Source organism: Paenibacillus sp. VTT E-133291 (assembly GCF_002264395.1).
GTDB lineage: Bacteria > Bacillota > Bacilli > Paenibacillales > Paenibacillaceae > Paenibacillus_AQ > Paenibacillus_AQ nitricinens.
The window spans coordinates 17,527-35,521 of the sequence record NZ_NFVA01000043.1; the positions used below are offsets into that span (position 1 = coordinate 17,527).

Consider the following 17,995-nt stretch of genomic DNA (forward strand, 5'->3'; position numbering starts at 1 on the left):
TTAATAATTCATAAACATGATGTAGAGCAACTATCCACGCCGTAAAGGAGTTTTGGACTTGACTAATAATGTATTTCAGCATGGCACCGTAGGAGGCTTGCGCATTCACGTTATGCCAACCAAGGCGTTCAAGACCTATGCGATCTCACTTTATGCAGGGATCCCTCTTGATGAGAATACAGTAACCTCTACTGCACTGGCTCCATTCGTGCTTCGCAGAGGTACCGCGACTTATCCTGAGACTACGCAATTCCGCGAGCGTTTAGAGGAGCTGTATGGCGCTGGGTTCGGGTTTGATATTTATAAAAGAGGCGATTATCAAATCGTTCAGTTCCGCATGGATACGATTAATGACTCTTTTGTGCAAAGCCAGGAGAGCTTACTTGAACAATCCTTCGCTTTCTTAGGTGAAGTACTGACTCGTCCATTAGTTGAAGACGGCAGCTTCCGGCCTTCGTATGTTGCAACAGAGCGTGAAACCGTTCGCAAGAAGCTGGAGTCTATCGTAAATGACAAGATACGTTACGCCGCTGAACGCTGTATTGAGGAAATGTGCCGCAAGGAGCCATACCGTCTTCACCCTCTGGGTCAAAGAGCGGACCTGGATCAAATCACTCCGAAAAGTTTGTATGAATCGTATAATTCCTGGCTGGATGAAGCCATCCTTGATCTTTATGTAGTGGGTGACACAACCACTGAGGAAGTAGAACAGCTTGTACAGCGTCATTTCGGCCGGGTTCAGTCCGAGGTGGGCTTATATAGCTCTAAGTTCATACCAGTATCGGTTAATGAGGTACGGACTGTAGAAGAGAAGCTGGATGTCAGTCAGGGCAAGTTGAATCTGGGCCTGCGTACCTCTATTACTTATAAGGATGATAATTACGCTTCCGCGATTATGTACAACGGTATATTAGGAGGGTATCCACACTCTAAACTCTTCGTGAATGTACGTGAGAAGGCAAGCCTTGCCTACTATGCTTCGTCTCGTTATGACGGCCACAAGGGCATTGGAACGATTCAATCCGGCATCGAAACGCAAAATTACGGCAAAGCCGTGGACATTATAGAGAAGCAATTGGAAGAGATGAAAGCTGGCAATATCAGTGATCTGGAACTGAGTCAGACCAAAGCTATGATCCGCAATCAGCTTTCCGAGATTCCGGATTCTGCTTTTGAAATGATCTCTTACGACTTCAACCGCCAGTTGTCAGGAAAAGAACGGACAGCGGATCAGCTATTGGGGCAGGTGGAACAAATCGGTGCTGAAGATGTAAAAGCCGCTGCCGAAACCTTTCAGCTGGATACGATTTATTTCTTGACAGGAAAGGAGGAATAACGATGGAACAAATTCATTACGACAGACTTCAAGAGACCATTTATCATGAGGTCATGGATAACGGACTTCAGGTATATGTGTTGCCGAAACCAACCTTCAAAAAGACTTATGCTACATTTGCAACTAAATACGGTTCTGTTGACAACCATTTTCATGTCGCAGGTGGAGAAGAGACCACTGTTCCTGATGGTATTGCTCACTTTTTAGAGCACAAGATGTTTGAAGAGCCGGAAGGCGATATTTTTGCTACCTTTGCTTCAAATGGAGCCTCGGCCAATGCTTTTACAAGCTTTGATCAGACCGTTTATCTTTTCTCAGCAACAGAGAATATAGAGACCAATCTTAGTACGCTCGTTGATTTTGTTCAGCGACCTTATTTTACAGATGAAAATGTAGAAAAGGAAAAGGGAATTATTGGACAAGAAATCAATATGTATGCTGATAATCCGGACTGGCGCGTGTATTTTGGCCTTATTGAAGCGATGTATTCGAAACACCCGGTTCGGATTGACATTGCAGGTACGGTAGAATCGATTAGTACGATCACGAAAGAAACGCTGTACACATGTTATAACGCTTTTTATCACCCTAGCAATATGTTGTTGTTCGTGGTTGGGGGTGTGGACCCGGAGAAAGTATTCTCCTTGATTCGTGCTAATCAAAAAGGTAAAACCTACGGCAAGCAGGGTGAAATCAAGCGTATTTTTGAAGATGAACCCGAACAAGTCGCTACAAAACGGCTAGAAAGCAAGCTTGCTGTTTCGATGCCGAAAATCATGTTTGGTTTTAAGGAAAAAGTAGAAGATCTAACAGGTGAGGCTTCTCTAAAACGCGATCTGATAACGAAGCTAATGCTCGATTTGTTGGTAGGCAGTAGCACAGCGTTGTATCAAAAGTTATATGATGAGGAATTGATCTCGGACAGCTTTGGACATGAATTTAATAGTTCTCCGCAGTATGCTTTTTCTGCAATGGGTGGGGATACGAAGGATCCTGATCTGCTGTTAAACCGAATTAAAGAAGAAGTAGATCTAATCTTAAAGTCTGGCTTTACGGAGAAGGATTTCGAGCGGGCACGGAAAAAGAAAATAGGCGGATATTTGCGTATGCTTAATTCCCCTGAAAGTATTGCACATGAGTTTACACGCTACCAGTTCCGCGGTGGTGACCTGTTTGAAGTTCTGCCTATGTATGAGTCGATTACTTTGGCGGAAGTTAACGAGCGTCTGCAAGCCCATGTAAAATGGGAACAGCTTGCCGTTTCATTGGTGGTGAGTCCTTAGGTGAGCGTTTTGGGAGAGAGCAGCAAACCACTAGGGGAAATGACAGTGCTCATTACAGGGGGAAGCGGAGGGATCGGCGGCGCCATTGCGGAACGATTTGCTTCTGTGGGGATGAATATAGTTATTCATTACAAACACTCACATGAAGCTGCGAATGATGTCGCGCGGCGTTGCATGGCCCTTGGGGCAAAGGTAATGACAGTAAACGCCGATATGAAGGATCGTAGTCAGATTGTACGTATGGCTGAAAAGCTTGAGAGTAATGGGATGCAGCCGGATATTCTCGTCAATAATGCCGGTAAATCGCATTACGGAATGCTCGCTGACGTGACCGAAGAGGAATGGGATGACATTATGTCCATTAACTTGAAGGGAACCTTTATGTGCAGTCAAATCTTCATGCCTTACATGGTATCACAACGTTATGGTCGTATCATCAACGTTTCTTCCGTTTGGGGAATCACTGGAGCTTCTTGCGAAGTAGCTTATTCGGCTAGCAAAGGCGGAGTGAATGCCTTTACAAAAGCTTTAGCAAAAGAGCTGGCTCCATCTGGTGTAACGGTTAACGCGGTAGCTCCAGGAGCGGTTAATACGAACATGTTGTCCAATTTACAGGAGGATGAAGTCCGTATGCTGGAGGATGAGATTCCAGTAGGGCGTTTGGCTACGCCTAATGAAATATCTTCACTAATTTATTTTTTGGCTTTGCCTGAGTCCGGGTATATTACTGGCCAAATTATTAGTCCAAATGGTGGATGGATTACCTGATCTTCAGTTGGAGAAAAGCTCCAGCATAATAACTTAGCTTCTAAGACATATTATAAGTGTTGTTTTTAAATCTCACGTAAGGCGGCTTACAGCCTGTATGCAGGTGTTTGACCGTAAACATGAAGGAGGATTTAAGATGACACAAGAAGATAGCGTAATCAAAAACTTTGACACCTGGAAGAAATTCCTGGGAAACCGAGTTGTACAGGCGGAGAAACTTGGGATGAGCGAAGACACAATCTCAAAGCTGGCTTTTGAAATTGGGGAATTCCTCGATGAAAAAGTGGATCCAGCAAACACTCAAAACCGTGCAATCAAAGAGCTATGGGACGTCGGCAACGATGAAGAAAAGCAGACGATTGCTAAACTCATGGTCAAGTTGGCGAAAAATCACGCCTAAGCTTGCGGAAAAGCTCCCCTTGTGGGAGCTTTTCTGCAATTATTACAGGACTGACCTTGCCTTTCATTTTTATTTTATATATCATTAACATGACCCGTGTTTCAGACCGCTTTGTCTGAACGGCATTTTTTTGATGTATATCAAAGTGCGGGAAAAGGAATCTATGAGGTGTACAAGTGGAATATAAACAATGGTATATGGAATACAAGATTCACAAGAACAGACCCGGTCTGCTTGGTGATATCGCTTCAATGTTAGGGATGCTAGAAGTCAACATTCTGACGATTAATGGCGTTGAAGGAAAGACTCGCGGAATGTTGCTGGAGACCAATGACGATGACAAAATAATGCTAATGGGCGAAATGCTCAAGAAAGTTGATAATATTACAGTTTCAGCTCTGCGGTCTCCAAGACTCGTAGACAAGCTGGCTGTGCGCCATGGGCGATATATTGAACGGGATTCAGATGATCGGAAGACGTTTCGTTTCACCCGGGATGAGCTTGGACTATTGGTCGATTTTCTCGGGGAACTGTTTAAAAAAGATGGAAATCAGGTAATAGGACTTCGAGGTATGCCCCGTGTAGGAAAGACGGAATCGATCATTGCTGGCAGTGTGTGTGCGATGAAGCGGTGGACGTTCGTTTCTTCGACACTTTTACGTCAGACGGTGCGAAGTCAATTAGCAGAAGATGAGATGAACCCGCATAATGTATTTATTATTGATGGTATTGTTAGTACGATCCGCTCTAATGAGAAGCATTATAATTTATTACAAAATGTTATGAGTATGCCAAGCACGAAAGTGATCGAGCATCCAGATATTTTTGTGCGGGAATCTGAGTATACCTTTGATGATTTTGATATTATTATCGAGCTTCGCAATAATCCAAATGAAGAAATATTGTACGAGTCGTTCACGACTAGCTACAGTGATGATTTATAGAACACCAATGATATTCATTGAAATTTACAGGAGGTGATGGTATGTCGGAACTGGGCCGGCAATTGAAAGAGGCGCGTCTGCAAAAAGGGATGAGTCTTGACGATGTCCAGGAAGTAACGAAAATTCGCAAAAAGTATTTGGAAGCCATCGAGTCTGGAGATTATAAGGTGCTTCCAGGAAGTTTTTATGTTAGGGCGTTTATCAAAACGTACGCAGAGGCAGTAGGGATGAGCCCTGACGAACTGCTTGAGGAGCATGGGAATGTACCAGCCCCTCCCGAAGACACAGCCATGGAAACGGTGATTCAAAAACGGAGCCGTAGACCAGAAACAGAACGGAATGCAAAATGGCTGCCAACAGTGTTAATGTGGACATTTCCAATATTGATTATTGTTGTGATTTACATTTATGCTTCTAGCTTGAACAAACCGGACCCTGCTCAGATTGATCAGACAAATCTGACGAACGAACAGCAGGATCCTACGACAGCCCAAACATCTCCACCGGCTTCAGGAGGAGGCGTTGTGGCGCCAACTTCTTCGGCAGGAACAGAAGCAACAACGGAACCTACAGCAGAGCCTACGCCAGTACCAACACCTACACCTTCCCCGCAATCCATTACAGTTACACCGGATGGGAAAGCAGGGAAAACAACAAAATTCAAGGTTTCAGCTCCGGCTGGAAGTGAAGTGAAGGTTGAAATTTCTGCTACTGGAGTAAGCTGGCTTGAGGTGTATAAAGGTGAGAACTCTAAAGGTGAAAAACTTTCATTTGGAAACACAGCGGCTGGAAATCGTATGAGCTTTGTGCTTGGAAGTGAAGGAATGTATATTAAATCTGGTTATTCACCAGCTACTGAGATTACTGTCAATGGACAAGTAATTACAGATGAAAAGACATCATCTCGTCTGCTACTTAATCTGGATGATGGTACTGGAAGTGAAACGACCCAGAATGAAGGTACCACCGATACTACCGACCAGACTAATGAAACAGGCCAATAAGAAAAATGATGCATAGACTTTGGCTTTGCGGGGAACATAAGAGTGTTTCCAGTTTCTTAGCCAAAGTGGGGTGTGCGTTCATGATTGTTAGCTGGATTGTAGCTGGACTTGGGGTTATTGTCAGTCTTATCGGATACTATATGACACCAAGTGCTTGGGGTTATGGAATTCTCGGGTTCGGTCTTGCACATATTGTGCTTGGAATTCTGGATATGTTTCGGAGCCCGCTTCGAAGCAGATAGAGAATTTAGAATGTGCGTCTCCAAGGGATATCTTCCATTGGAGACCTATTTCTACCTGAAACACAACTCATTTCGAAGGAAAAGCTCCACTATGTGGGGCTGTTTTCTGTGTCGGGTGAGGTACATATTATCCAATATTAGACTTAAGGGTATCATTCTTTTATAATAGTAGCAGACTAAAAAGTACAAAGGACGTGTAGTTATGAGTTCAGAAAGTTCATTTGATATCGTATCTAAAATGGATATGCAGGAATTAACCAATGCGATCCACCAAACAGAGAAAGAAATTGACAACCGCTTTGACTTTAAGAATAGCAAGAGTAGTCTGAAGCTGGAGAAAGACGCACTTATTATCGCCTCTGAGGACGAATATAAGTTAAACGCTGTTATTGATATTTTACAATCGAAGATGGTGAAGAGAGGCATCACGCTGAAGAACTTGGATTTCGGCAAAGTAGAGCCTGCTTCCCTGGGAAGTGTTCGTCAGCGCTTAGGTCTTAAGCAAGGGATTGATCAGGAGAACGCGAAAAAGATTAATATCCTGATTCGTGACTCGAAATTGAAGGTGAAGAGCCAGATCCAAGGAGATCAGATCCGTGTAACCGGTAAGAACCGTGATGATTTGCAGCAAATTATCCAGATCTTACGTAAAGCCGATTTGCCACTAGATTTGCAATTCATGAACATGAAATAGAAATTGGTACCCCGCAGTGCACTTCAGCACCATATGCGGGGTGCTTTGTATTTTTTTTGACACCTATTTATAGCTATAATATACTTGCTTAAGTAGAAAAAGATGAGCCTGATCCAGGCAATTTGTATGAACGATTTAGGGGAGGAACTTCAGTGAATTTACCCAACCGCATCACGCTATCACGTATTTGCCTAATCCCGATTATGATGTTTTTTTTGCTGGTGGATTTCAGCTTTTATCCAGAACCGATACATTGGGGCTCTTTTCAGCTATCTGTTAATCATTTGGTAGCAGCTGTAATCTTTTTGCTTGCTGCGAGTACAGATGGAATAGACGGCTACATAGCTAGGAAATATAATATGGTCACCAATCTCGGTAAGCTCCTTGATCCGTTAGCGGACAAGCTGTTAGTTTCCGCAGTTCTGATTTCACTTGTGGAATTGGGCAGATGTGATTCATGGATCGCAATTGTTATCATTAGTCGTGAGTTCGCAGTAACCGGGCTTCGCCAGATAGCATTGTTAGAAGGAAAAGTGGTTGCCGCCAGCAAATGGGGGAAGATAAAGACGGTTGTACAAATTGTAGCGATCTCACTGCTGTTGTTGAATAATTTCCCATTTCAATTCGTCAGCATTCCTGTAGACGATATTGCCATCTGGGCTGCAGCCTTGATCACTATCTACTCTGGAATTGATTATTTTGTGAAGAATAAGGAGCTATTACAGCTGCATAATGCTTAAGCATTATAGGTAGCTACATATAGGAGAGGTAATAGGTAAAGCACCTATTACCTTTTTTAAACCCTAAAAGCAGTGTATCTACATTATAACGAGGAGGCGAAAGCCAAGTATGAAAGCGGAGATTATTGCAGTAGGCACAGAGCTTTTGCTCGGTCAAATCGTAAATAGTAATGCCCAGTTTTTGTCTATTGAGCTAGCTGCTATTGGGATTGATGTATATTTTCAAACCGTAGTTGGGGATAACAGCAGCCGTCTGCAACAAGCCATTGAGATCGCTCAAAGCAGAGCGGATGTTATCATATTTACCGGTGGTATCGGTCCTACAGAAGATGATCTAACGAAGGACGCGCTGGCTGCTTCCTTAGGCCGCACACTTCATATAGATCGCTTGGCAATGGATCATGTACAACGTTTCTTTGATGATCGCAAGATCGTAATGACGGAGAATAATCGTAAACAGGCACTTATAATTGAAGGCACCACACCTTTGCCAAATGAGATTGGTCTTGCTGTTGGCATTGCTTTTGAGCATGAAAAGAAATATTATATTGTGCTTCCGGGTCCGCCTCGAGAGATGAAGCCGATGTTCGTAGATAAAGCTGTACCGTGGCTCCAGCAGCACGCTCTGACGACAGAAATGCCACTTTATTCTAAAATGCTTAAATTTGCCGGTATCGGAGAATCACTGCTTGAGGATAAGCTAATTGATCTTATTCACAGCCAGACAGACCCAACCATAGCTCCTTACGCTAAAGAGGGAGAGGTAACCGTTCGTATTTCGACAAAGGCGCCTTCCGAGCATGAAGCATACAAGAAGCTGGAGATTCTGGAGAAACAGATCAAAGAGATTTTGCCAGAACATTTATATGCAAATATTGATGTGCCGCTGGAGCAATTGATTGTGGATTGGATGGCGGATGCAGGTCTGACTTTAAGTGCGGCAGAGAGTTGCACTGGAGGCTTGCTGATGGAGAGTATAACTAACATTCCCGGCAGTGCTTCGATGTTTGCGGGAGGAATCGTCTGTTATTCCAACGACCTGAAGAAAAAACTTCTAAATGTGCCAAGTGCATATTTGGAGGGGCCAGATGCTCCAGGGGCAGTTAGTCGTGAAGTTGCCGAGGTGTTAGCTGATCAGGTGAGAATGATCGCGGATAGTGATTTCGGTTTATCTGTAACGGGTGTAGCAGGACCAGGCTATTCTGAACGTAAGCCAGTTGGACTTGTATTTATTGGTTTAGCTGAACGCGGGCGTAAGACAGAAGTGTATGAGCTTAATCTTAAAGGTACACGTGAAAATATACGACTGCGTACTGTTAAAGCTCTGTTGTATCGTCTATGGCGCAGACTTGAGGAACGGAAGGTGGAGACACCGCTAGAAGGCTCAGACTTGTAATGGGAGATTAGCCCAGTTATAATTGAGACATACGGAAGAACCGTGGCACTGAGATTTCTTTGCTGCGGTTTTTTGTATATCTGCGGAGATTTTGATCGCTGTTTTGGTTTTGATCATAAGTCGTTGATGTCCGGTGAAGTAGAGAAATCAGTTAACTTCTATGTCCGGAGGGAGGCTTACAATAAAAGGGATAATTAACGCTTGAGACAAAAAAAACGAATGTATGTTCGAAAAAAAGCTTGGCAAGACCTCAAAAACACGTTATTATATTATTATAAACAGTGAAGGAAGTGGTCTGATTGTCAGATCGTCGTGCAGCGCTTGATATGGCGCTTCGTCAAATAGAAAAACAATTTGGTAAAGGTTCGATCATGAAACTGGGAGAATCCACTCATATGCAAGTGGAAGTTGTACCTAGCGGATCTTTGGCACTTGATATTGCGTTAGGTATAGGCGGACTTCCAAAGGGACGTATCATTGAAATATACGGACCTGAATCCTCCGGTAAAACAACTGTTGCTCTTCATGCTATTGCAGAAGTGCAAAAACAAGGAGGACAAGCTGCATTTATCGATGCTGAGCATGCGCTCGATCCGAAGTATGCACGTAACTTGGGCGTAAACATTGATGAATTGTTGTTATCTCAGCCAGATACGGGTGAACAGGCACTTGAGATTGCTGAAGCACTTGTACGAAGTGGTGCAGTAGACATTATTGTCGTTGACTCCGTAGCTGCATTGGTTCCTAAAGCGGAAATCGAAGGTGATATGGGTGACTCTCACGTCGGTCTACAGGCTCGTTTGATGTCTCAAGCGCTTCGGAAGCTATCTGGTGCCATTAGTAAATCGAATACAATTGCTATCTTTATTAACCAGCTTCGTGAGAAAATTGGTGTTATGTTCGGTAATCCTGAGACAACCCCGGGTGGTCGGGCGTTGAAATTCTACTCTTCCGTACGGTTGGATGTTCGTCGCGTCGAAAGTATTAAGATGGGTAACGACGTTGTAGGTAACCGCACCAAGATCAAGATTGTGAAGAATAAGGTAGCACCTCCATTTAAACAAGCTGATGTTGATATCATGTATGGTGAAGGGATTTCCAGAGAAGGAAGTCTTGTAGACATCGGTACTGAAATGGACATCGTGAATAAGAGTGGTGCATGGTATTCCTATGAGGGTGAGCGTCTCGGCCAAGGACGTGAGAATGCCAAACAGTTCTTGAAAGAACATCAAGATATTGCACTCATCATTGAGAATAAGATCCGTGAAGCAAGTAATCTGTCCACTATTGTTGCTGCACCAAATGAAGCGGAAATCATTGCAGAGCAAGAGGAAGAAGAGAAGCTACTTCTCGAAATCGAACAATAGAATTTATTAAGGAATAGGACGCCCTGTGATTCATTGTTGCAGGGTGTCTTTTCTTAACAGTATAAAAAATATATATTTGGGGTCCCCCAAAGTACCTGAGTATGCATCGAATTTAAGCGACACTTTGTGGGGATATTTTATTGCTATGAGGTGACAAGTAACTATGGTAATACAGCTGGATATGGATTTTGAATCGGATGAGCAGGACGTACAGGTCCTATCTGATTTTCCTGATGGAGAACTTTTAGAAATTACTAAGGTAGAACGTCAGAAGAAATCGGACCACCGCTATATCATACATTTCGGAGCCTATAACATGACTGTACACGAAGACGTCATGATTAAATATCGGATGATTACTGGAAATTCTTTTATGAAAGCCGATTTGGAGGAAATTGTTGTTGCTGATGAGCGACAGCGAGCTTATGTAGAAGGACTTCGTTATCTAGAACGGAAGCCACGAACCGCTATGGAAATGACTCGCCGTTTACGGCAGAAGGAAATAGGGGAGACTATTATTGCGGAAGTGGTGCAACGGCTGCAGCAAGAAAGATTTCTTGATGACCCCTTGTATGCAAAGCAATGGGCGGAGCAACGCATTACGAACCAGCGAAAGGGGAAAATGTGGATTCGCCAAGAGCTACGTGAGAAAGGAATCGACAAAACCTTGATTTCGGAAGCACTAGAGAATGTCAGTCCTGAACAAGAACTAGAGAGTGCACTTCAGATTGGCCGTAAGAAATGGAATCTTATTCGTGGTGAAGCCACAGATAAGCGCAGAAAGACTGGAGCCTTCTTAATGCGGCGTGGATTCTCGGGTGATATGGTGCGACAAGTGATTAATACTTTACTTGAAGAAGACAATTATGAGGGTGAAGATGAGGAATTTTACTAGACTCACTGATTCTCTTGACATTAATGCGCATATCGACTCTCTTGACAATGTCTTTTTATAAATAATAAAATATAACATGAATCGGCATAAAGTAAGAATCCTTTTTCCTTCCCAAAAAGGGGACTTTTTAAAACGGTTCGCGTACAACTCATATGAAATGTAATCGCCGGATAAGGCGGGCAGTGTGCATGTGCAGCATGTGCAGTATGGCAATCGGTTATTTACCGGTTTTTTGTATGGTGATGAACGGATAGTTTAACAACTGCACAATTCCCAGGGATATACCTTGGAGAGGAACCAACGAGGAGGTGAACAGATGCAAGCATGGATCTGGGTCATTATCGTTCTCGTTGTAGCTGCATTATTCTTTGGGTTCGGTTATTTTATTCGTAAATCCCTTGCAGAAGCTAAAATTCAAAGCGCAGAAAGAGAAGCCGTAGTCATCGTGGAGAACGCGAAGAAAGACGCAGAGGCGCTGAAGAAAGAAACAGTATTGGAAGCTAAGGATGAAGTCCATAGAATCCGTACTGAAGCTGAGAAAGAAACTCGTGAACGTCGGAATGAAATCCAACGGCAAGAGAGACGTTTGCTGCAAAAGGAAGAATCTCTGGATAAAAAAATGGAATCGCTTGAAAGAAAAGAAGAACAAGTAGCTAACAAAGAGAAACGAATTGATGAAACCCAACAGCAAATTGATGTTATTTACAAAAACCAAGTCACTGAATTGGAGAGAATTTCCAATTTAAGCATCGAAGATGCAAGAAGTATTATTCTTAGCAATGTTGAGCAAGAAGTTCGCCATGAAACGGCTCAAATGATCAAAGAGATTGAACAGCAGGCGAAAGAGGAAGCGGATAAGAAATCCCGCGAAATCATTACACTCGCTATCCAACGCTGTGCAGCTGATCACGTAGCGGAGACAACAGTTTCAGTTGTTACCCTGCCGAACGAAGAGATGAAAGGTCGGATTATCGGTCGTGAAGGCCGTAATATTCGTGCACTTGAAACTCTCACAGGTATCGACCTCATTATTGATGATACGCCGGAAGCAGTTATTTTGTCGGGATTTGATCCAATCCGCCGTGAAGTGGCCCGTACGGCACTTGAGAAGCTTGTGGCAGATGGACGTATCCATCCCGCTCGAATTGAAGAGATGGTGGAGAAATCCCGCAAAGAAGTGGACGAACGAATTCGCGAGTATGGTGAACAAGCTACTTTCGAAGTGGGTGTTCACGGATTACATCCAGATTTGATCAAGATTCTGGGTCGTCTGAAATTCCGTACAAGCTATGGTCAAAATGTATTGAAGCACTCCATGGAGGTTGCTTATTTAACTGGACTGATGGCCGGTGAGCTTGGGGAAGACATCGTGCTTGCAAAACGTGCAGGATTACTCCATGATATCGGCAAAGCGCTGGATCATGAAGTAGAAGGATCGCATGTTGAGATCGGCGTTGAACTAGCGAAGAAATATAAGGAACATCCGGTTGTTATCAACAGTATCGCGTCTCATCATGGAGATTGCGAAGCTACTTCGGTTATTGCTATGTTGGTTGGTGCAGCTGATGCATTGTCAGCAGCAAGACCTGGCGCTCGCCGTGAAACACTGGAAACGTATATTAAACGTCTAGAAAAACTGGAAGAAATCTCAGAGTCATTCGAAGGTGTTGAGAAATCATTTGCTATTCAGGCGGGCCGTGAGGTACGCGTGATGGTACAGCCAGAGAAGATTGACGATGCAGAGGCATTCCGTCTTGCTCGCGATATTACGAAGATGATTGAAAGTGAACTGGATTATCCAGGACATATCAAAGTTACCGTTATTCGTGAGACACGGGCTGTTGAATACGCTAAATAGGTGGAATATAAGGTTAAGGGATAAGATGTAACTTATACTTTCTTATATTTGTTGAGAATTGGCCCCTAAGCGGGGCCTTTTTCTTTTGAATATGAGGCCTTATCCATAAGCTATAGCGGTTAAGATTAGGAGGAGAGAATCATTAAAGTACTATTTATTGGAGATATCGTTGGAAATGTTGGCAGAAAGGCTCTTCGTGAGATGTTGCCCTCACTAAAAAGTAAATATCAGCCACATATCATTATTGTTAATGGTGAAAATTCAGCTGCTGGAAGAGGGATCACTAAGGCGATTGCGAATGAATTTTTTAACTGGGGCGTTCACGGAATAACGATGGGGAACCACACCTGGGACAATAAAGATATTTTTGAGTTCATCGATGATGAAGCTCGGATTATTCGCCCTGCGAATTTTCCACCAGGAACACCGGGAAGAGGTTATACGGTCGTTAAAGGTAACGGTAAAGAACTGGCCATTGTAAATTTGCAAGGCCGGACATTCTTACCTTCTATCGATTGTCCTTTCCGCGTTGGAGAAGAAATTGTGGAGGAGCTTCGTAGAGATCATAAATGTATTTTAGTCGATTTCCATGCGGAGGTAACCTCTGAGAAAATCGCCATGGGATATTTTATGGATGGTCGCGCATCGATTGTTGTGGGGACACATACTCATGTTCAGACAAATGATGATGTGATTTTGCCAGGAGGAACTGCGTATTTGACCGATGCGGGTATGGTTGGTTCAAGCGAAGGGATTCTGGGTATGGAAAGAGATGCAGTACTTTATAAGTTCACAACTCAGCTTCCAGCGCGATTTGTTGTCGATGAAGGCAAGTGGCAGCTTCACGGTTTATTTGCAGAATTAGATGAATCAACTGGTGCGGCAACTCGTCTGGAGAAGATACGGCTTCGTGAAGATGAATGGGTTATGAGCTAAGCGTATTACAGAGTATTTTGTTAATTCGGGTAATTTCGCCGAGTTAGGGTAAAGTGTGATATTTTTTATATCGTAACAGAGTATCTTGTACACCGTTTTTGGAAGACGTAGTCCGTAAAAAGAAGGAATTATTTCTTCTCTCGCGAATAACATCTAAAGTAGTGGAAGAACACCATTATTTTCCCAGGGGAGGTACTTACTATGGATGTATTAAAAGTATCAGCTAAATCCAATCCAAATTCCGTCGCCGGCGCATTAGCAGGTGTTCTTCGTGAACGTGGATCGGCCGAATTGCAAGCTATTGGAGCTGGAGCACTGAATCAAGCAGTCAAAGCAGTTGCCATTGCCCGGGGATTTGTTGCACCAAGCGGAGTTGATTTGATCTGCATTCCTGCTTTCACTGATATAGTGATTGATGGAGAAGATCGAACCGCGATTAAACTGATTGTTGAACCCAGATAATAGACCTATAGAATGAATGAGCCTGTTTACTTTTGTAAACAGGTTTTTTGCTTTTTATTTATAGTCTGAAGTTTTTTGGCATAGGATTTGAAATAGGGTCTTGGATGATGAATTATACGGCTAGAACTGCGAGAAAGTGAGGTTATAGAATGAGTGTTAATAAGCTTAAGGTAGCGGATTTCCATTGCGATGTGCTAAGCAAAATGCAAGCCTCTCCGGATATTAATTTTGACAATGATACCCGATTAGATGTTACTGCAGAGCGGTTAAGATCGGGCGGAGTGGAATTGCAGATTTTTGCAATATATCTTTCGACAAGTAGGGGCAGAGCAAGCTTTGAACATGTTCTAGGGCAAATGGATCTCTTTAGGCAAAAGATAGTGAACACAGATGGGCTTCAGTGGTTACGGTGGAAGGAGCAAGTAGGGAATCGGCTAGTAGGCGCTCCTCCGCAAGCAATGCTCTCTCTGGAGAGCGTAGACGGCTTAGAAGGGAACTTGTTTTATGCCCAGCTCTGTTTCGAACTTGGAGTACGGTTTCTTGGTGTAACTTGGAATTATGCGAACTGGGCAGCAGATGGTGTGCTAGAGAAACGAAATGGTGGATTCACGGAAAAAGGGAGAAAGCTGATAGAATGGTGCAACGAAAGTGGAATGCTGCTGGATGTGTCGCATTTGTCGCAAGCGGGGTTCTGGGAGTTGGCTGATTTAAGTAATCGTCCGTTTATTGCCTCCCATTCGAATGCTGCAGCTATATGTGGGCATGTTAGAAATTTAAATGATGAACAGATTAAAGCTTTGATTGCAATGGATGGAAGAATAGGCCTGACCTTTTATCCGTGGTTTGTACGTGATGATGGGAAGGCTTGCATGGATGATTTGTTAAAGCACATTGAACATGTAAGTAGTCTCGGCGGAGAGAAGCATATGATGTTTGGCTCGGATTTTGACGGCATTGATACTTGGGTGGAGAAGTTGGAGCATCCGGGAAAATACCCTGATCTTATAGAACAGCTGCTTCGTTATTATCCAGAGGATACTGTGAAAGGTTGGATGTATGAGAATGCGACCTCTTTTTTAAGCGAAAACTTGCCCTCTCAGGTGTCTAAACCATGACAATCTTGTGCAAAAAACATAAAATGTCGAAAAAAGGGGCTTCGTTATGATGCAGCCCTTTTTATTTTTGGGTAAGAAGATGTATAATGGTTAATGGCTTGTACAGATACTAGAGAAAATACAAGGAGTGACTTTACAATGAGTAAGACTGTACCCGTAGGTGTGTCGGCTAGACATATTCACCTTACGCAAGAGCACGTGGAGGCTCTGTTTGGCCCAGGATATCAATTAACTGAGTTCAAACCACTTTCACAACCAGGACAATTTGCAGCAAATGAACAAGTAGCAGTTATCGGTAGCAAAGGTAAATTTGACAAGGTAAGAATTTTGGGACCTGCTCGTCCGGCTTCCCAATTAGAAATTTCCCGTACTGACTCCTTCGCACTTGGCGTGAAAGCTCCAGTTCGCGAATCTGGAAATATTGAAGGAACACCTGGCATTACGCTTAAAGGACCTGCTGGTGAAGTTGAATTAGAACAAGGTGTTATTATCGCAGCTCGTCACATTCACTTCCACACATCTGAAGCTGAAGCTTGGGGCATTGCGGATAAGCAATTGCTTAAAGTTCGTCTGGGTGGCGACCGCGGTCTCGTATTGGAGAACGTAATTGCTCGTGTATCTGACAGCTTCAAACTTGATATGCATATTGATACTGACGAAGCTAATGCTGCAGGTGCCAACAATGGCGACACTGCTGAAATCGTAGACTAGTCTTCATACGAATGATAAGAAGCGGGGGAGAAATCCTTCGCTTTTTTTTGTTTGTTTTCTGCGTGCAAAAATGTTATGTGACTAATATGCCCGCTCACTTGAACATTTTTCCGACTGCATAGCTCTTATTGTTTCGTATTTGTGCGGATTTGTGCCCGATTTACACGAATAGGTGCAATAGAGTCCGATCGCTCAAAAAGATGTGTATTCAGGAGCATAGGAATTCAGGAACTCAGAACTCAGGGTGGATCCTATCCTGAAATGGATTTTTAATGAAAATTGGTGCGATGATAAAGAATATCTATTATTATTTGACTGATTATGTTATGATTATTGTTTATGACGTGAAAAAAGGATTTTTTGTTAAGAATATATGTATTAGAAATTAAGGAGACAAAATGACATTTAACGAACTGAATATTATGCCTGCGATTTTAAAGGCTTTAACCAAAGAAAACTATACATCACCTACACCAATACAGGAGCAATCGATCCCAGCTGTATTAGCAGGTAGAGATTTACTTGGATGTGCTCAAACGGGAACAGGAAAAACAGCTGCATTCTCTGTACCTATTATTCAATTATTAAGCGAACAAACAAGCCCCAATAAATCAAACAATTTGCGACGTATTCGCTCACTGATCTTAACACCGACAAGAGAACTAGCGATTCAAATTGCTGATAACATAAAAGCGTATAGCCAATATACAGATATCCGCTCTGCTGCCATCGTTGGTGGTGTATCACAGAAAGTACAAGAGCGTGCCCTGAATCAAGGTGCTGATATTCTAATTGCTACACCAGGTAGACTTATCGATCTGATCAATCAAAAACGTGTGGACTTACAGCATGTCCAAATTCTTGTCTTGGATGAAGCTGACCGTATGCTAGATATGGGCTTTATTCATGATGTAAAGCGAATTATCGCCAAAATGCCAACGAAGAAACAAACACTGTTCTTCTCGGCAACGATGCCTACTGAGATCTCCAAATTGATCAAAACCTTGCTTGTAAATCCAGTAAAAGTAGAAATCACACCCGTGTCATCTACTGCGGACAGAATCGAACAATCGATCTATTTGTTAGAGAACGGAAACAAGCAAAACCAATTGAATCTTTTATTACAGGATAAATCAATCGTTTCTGCGCTGGTGTTTACTCGTACTAAACGTGGTGCAGACCGTGTTACTCGTGATCTAGCAAAAGTGAACATTTCTGCACAAGCCATTCACGGCAATAAATCGCAGAATGATCGTCAGAATGCATTGCGGAATTTTAAAAGTGGTGCAACCCGTGTGCTAGTAGCTACGGATATCGCCGCGCGAGGAATCGATATTGATGAGTTGTCTCATGTAATCAACTTTAACTTGCCTAATATTCCAGAAACCTATGTGCACCGAATTGGTCGTACGGGTAGAGCGGGTTTAAGCGGGACTGCAATCTCTTTTTGTGAATCTGAAGAGCTTCCGTTCCTTAAAGATATTGAGAAATTGATCGGAAAATCGATTCCTGAAGTGAAGGATCACCCGTATCCGATGTCTCGTAAAACGCAGATGAAGACAGAACGATCTTCGAAACCGTCAGGTTCGAGATCTGCCTCTTCAAAACCGTCGACCTCTAGACCTTCAACAGCTAAACCTGCGGGGTCAAAGCCAGCGGCATCTAAACCTGCCAAAGCAAAGCCTAAGTCTAACCCTCCACTAAAGCCAAAGTCTGAGTGGTTCACCAAGGGAAGACAGCAAACTTCGAGCAGCAGATAAGTTGTTTTGAACGCTGGACGTTTTATATAGTAAGATCTCAAAACCGTCAGAGAAATCTGATGGTTTTTTTTGTTTTTTGATGCT

General features: G+C 43.1%; 18 protein-coding genes. All 18 read left to right on the top strand.

Annotation, left to right across the window (positions count from 1 at the left end):
- Positions 1–58 precede the first annotated feature (58 nt).
- A complete protein-coding gene (gene yfmF, locus CA598_RS17560; protein ID WP_094870278.1) occupies positions 59–1,336 on the top strand; it encodes an EF-P 5-aminopentanol modification-associated protein YfmF in 1,278 nt (425 codons plus the stop codon).
- 2 nt (positions 1,337–1,338) lie between these two features.
- Positions 1,339–2,619, top strand: a complete 1,281-nt coding sequence (yfmH, locus tag CA598_RS17565; protein ID WP_094877311.1) for an EF-P 5-aminopentanol modification-associated protein YfmH — start codon at positions 1,339–1,341, stop codon at positions 2,617–2,619.
- A gap of 39 nt (positions 2,620–2,658) precedes the next feature.
- Entirely contained in the window at positions 2,659–3,387 is a 729-nt protein-coding gene (ymfI, locus tag CA598_RS17570; protein WP_042194125.1) for an elongation factor P 5-aminopentanone reductase, read from the top strand.
- A 136-nt stretch (positions 3,388–3,523) separates the two neighbouring features.
- Positions 3,524–3,787: a DUF3243 domain-containing protein gene (locus CA598_RS17575; protein WP_094877312.1), complete on the top strand. Its 264-nt coding sequence runs from the start codon at positions 3,524–3,526 to the stop codon at positions 3,785–3,787.
- 176 nt (positions 3,788–3,963) lie between these two features.
- Positions 3,964–4,731 carry a DUF3388 domain-containing protein gene (locus tag CA598_RS17580; RefSeq protein WP_042128818.1) on the top strand — a complete coding sequence of 256 codons (768 nt, stop codon included), beginning with the start codon at positions 3,964–3,966 and terminating at the stop codon, positions 4,729–4,731.
- 41 nt (positions 4,732–4,772) lie between these two features.
- Positions 4,773–5,735 (top strand): helix-turn-helix domain-containing protein, encoded by a 963-nt coding sequence (locus tag CA598_RS17585; RefSeq protein ID WP_094870276.1) that lies wholly within the window; start codon positions 4,773–4,775, stop codon positions 5,733–5,735.
- 80 nt (positions 5,736–5,815) lie between these two features.
- The gene (locus tag CA598_RS32335; RefSeq protein ID WP_179281593.1) at positions 5,816–5,977 is read left to right on the top strand and encodes a hypothetical protein; all 162 of its coding nucleotides are present in this window, start codon (positions 5,816–5,818) and stop codon (positions 5,975–5,977) included.
- Between the two features lie 202 nt (positions 5,978–6,179).
- A complete protein-coding gene (locus CA598_RS17590) occupies positions 6,180–6,671 on the top strand; it encodes a YajQ family cyclic di-GMP-binding protein (RefSeq protein WP_094870275.1) in 492 nt (163 codons plus the stop codon).
- Between the two features lie 152 nt (positions 6,672–6,823).
- A complete protein-coding gene (pgsA, locus tag CA598_RS17595; RefSeq protein WP_094870274.1) occupies positions 6,824–7,411 on the top strand; it encodes a CDP-diacylglycerol--glycerol-3-phosphate 3-phosphatidyltransferase in 588 nt (195 codons plus the stop codon).
- A 109-nt stretch (positions 7,412–7,520) separates the two neighbouring features.
- Entirely contained in the window at positions 7,521–8,807 is a 1,287-nt protein-coding gene (locus CA598_RS17600) for a competence/damage-inducible protein A (RefSeq protein WP_042189391.1), read from the top strand.
- Positions 8,808–9,106: 299 nt separating this feature from the next.
- On the top strand, positions 9,107–10,174 hold the full coding sequence (gene recA / locus CA598_RS17605) for a recombinase RecA (RefSeq protein WP_094870272.1): 1,068 nt from the start codon (positions 9,107–9,109) through the stop codon (positions 10,172–10,174).
- A gap of 163 nt (positions 10,175–10,337) precedes the next feature.
- Positions 10,338–11,069 (top strand): regulatory protein RecX, encoded by a 732-nt coding sequence (locus CA598_RS17610; RefSeq protein ID WP_094870271.1) that lies wholly within the window; start codon positions 10,338–10,340, stop codon positions 11,067–11,069.
- Positions 11,070–11,385: 316 nt separating this feature from the next.
- On the top strand, positions 11,386–12,927 hold the full coding sequence (gene rny / locus CA598_RS17615; protein ID WP_042128807.1) for a ribonuclease Y: 1,542 nt from the start codon (positions 11,386–11,388) through the stop codon (positions 12,925–12,927).
- A 141-nt stretch (positions 12,928–13,068) separates the two neighbouring features.
- Positions 13,069–13,863 (top strand): TIGR00282 family metallophosphoesterase, encoded by a 795-nt coding sequence (locus tag CA598_RS17620; protein WP_094877313.1) that lies wholly within the window; start codon positions 13,069–13,071, stop codon positions 13,861–13,863.
- 201 nt (positions 13,864–14,064) lie between these two features.
- Entirely contained in the window at positions 14,065–14,325 is a 261-nt protein-coding gene (locus tag CA598_RS17625) for a stage V sporulation protein S (protein WP_019910496.1), read from the top strand.
- Between the two features lie 149 nt (positions 14,326–14,474).
- Positions 14,475–15,440 (top strand): dipeptidase, encoded by a 966-nt coding sequence (locus CA598_RS17630; RefSeq protein ID WP_094877314.1) that lies wholly within the window; start codon positions 14,475–14,477, stop codon positions 15,438–15,440.
- 138 nt (positions 15,441–15,578) lie between these two features.
- Complete coding sequence (gene pduL / locus CA598_RS17635) at positions 15,579–16,151, top strand: phosphate propanoyltransferase (RefSeq protein ID WP_042128797.1); 573 nt, start codon at positions 15,579–15,581, stop codon at positions 16,149–16,151.
- Positions 16,152–16,549: 398 nt separating this feature from the next.
- The gene (locus CA598_RS17640; protein ID WP_094877315.1) at positions 16,550–17,911 is read left to right on the top strand and encodes a DEAD/DEAH box helicase; all 1,362 of its coding nucleotides are present in this window, start codon (positions 16,550–16,552) and stop codon (positions 17,909–17,911) included.
- The last annotated feature ends 84 nt before the right edge of the window (positions 17,912–17,995 follow it).

What these genes read in the sequence shown, in the direction of transcription:
- CA598_RS17590 (WP_094870275.1), top strand. Translation starts at nt 6,180, where the DNA reads ATGAGTTCAGAAAGTTCATTTGATATCGTATCTAAAATGGATATGCAG.
- ymfI (WP_042194125.1), top strand. Translation starts at nt 2,659, where the DNA reads ATGACAGTGCTCATTACAGGGGGAAGCGGAGGGATCGGCGGCGCCATT.
- CA598_RS17640 (WP_094877315.1), top strand. Translation starts at nt 16,550, where the DNA reads ATGACATTTAACGAACTGAATATTATGCCTGCGATTTTAAAGGCTTTA.
- CA598_RS17575 (WP_094877312.1), top strand. Translation starts at nt 3,524, where the DNA reads ATGACACAAGAAGATAGCGTAATCAAAAACTTTGACACCTGGAAGAAA.
- CA598_RS17630 (WP_094877314.1), top strand. Translation starts at nt 14,475, where the DNA reads ATGAGTGTTAATAAGCTTAAGGTAGCGGATTTCCATTGCGATGTGCTA.
- CA598_RS17585 (WP_094870276.1), top strand. Translation starts at nt 4,773, where the DNA reads ATGTCGGAACTGGGCCGGCAATTGAAAGAGGCGCGTCTGCAAAAAGGG.
- CA598_RS17600 (WP_042189391.1), top strand. Translation starts at nt 7,521, where the DNA reads ATGAAAGCGGAGATTATTGCAGTAGGCACAGAGCTTTTGCTCGGTCAA.
- CA598_RS32335 (WP_179281593.1), top strand. Translation starts at nt 5,816, where the DNA reads ATGATTGTTAGCTGGATTGTAGCTGGACTTGGGGTTATTGTCAGTCTT.
- pduL (WP_042128797.1), top strand. Translation starts at nt 15,579, where the DNA reads ATGAGTAAGACTGTACCCGTAGGTGTGTCGGCTAGACATATTCACCTT.
- CA598_RS17610 (WP_094870271.1), top strand. Translation starts at nt 10,338, where the DNA reads ATGGTAATACAGCTGGATATGGATTTTGAATCGGATGAGCAGGACGTA.
- yfmH (WP_094877311.1), top strand. Translation starts at nt 1,339, where the DNA reads ATGGAACAAATTCATTACGACAGACTTCAAGAGACCATTTATCATGAG.
- CA598_RS17625 (WP_019910496.1), top strand. Translation starts at nt 14,065, where the DNA reads ATGGATGTATTAAAAGTATCAGCTAAATCCAATCCAAATTCCGTCGCC.
- rny (WP_042128807.1), top strand. Translation starts at nt 11,386, where the DNA reads ATGCAAGCATGGATCTGGGTCATTATCGTTCTCGTTGTAGCTGCATTA.